Source organism: Flavobacterium enshiense (assembly GCF_040750275.1).
Classification (GTDB): domain Bacteria; phylum Bacteroidota; class Bacteroidia; order Flavobacteriales; family Flavobacteriaceae; genus Flavobacterium; species Flavobacterium enshiense_B.
On sequence record NZ_JBDOCV010000029.1, the window covers coordinates 1 to 364 of the forward strand.

Consider the following 364-nt stretch of genomic DNA (forward strand, 5'->3'; position numbering starts at 1 on the left):
TAAATATAGTTTCTTCATTACTTGTATTGTTTTATTTGTAAAAAGTACACTGCTCCCTTTTAAAAGAAGCAGTGACTTTTTCTTATTTATTGCTCTCTGTTGATGTATACCCAACCCGATTTAGTAGATCCGTCGCCCGCTTCGATCACATAGTAATACGTACCGTCCGGTAACTCATCGCCACCTTTAGACTGACCGTACCACTGGTTCGTATAACCCGATCCGTGCTCGTAAACTGTAGCTCCGTAGCGGTTGAAGATGCTTACTTTACGAGCATTCATTCCGTCAAGATTCCAGTTATCATTCAATCCGTCGTTGTTTGGTGAAATACCTTTAGGGATTAAACAAGCTTCAGGAGTGATGG

Annotated in this window: 1 protein-coding gene; it reads right to left on the reverse strand. The window is 40.9% G+C overall.

What is annotated here, in order from left to right; genetic code table 11:
• Positions 1 to 86 precede the first annotated feature (86 nt).
• Positions 87 to 364: gliding motility-associated C-terminal domain-containing protein (locus tag ABGT15_RS14660; RefSeq protein ID WP_367232210.1), on the reverse strand; the 278-nt coding region annotated here is incomplete at its 5' end.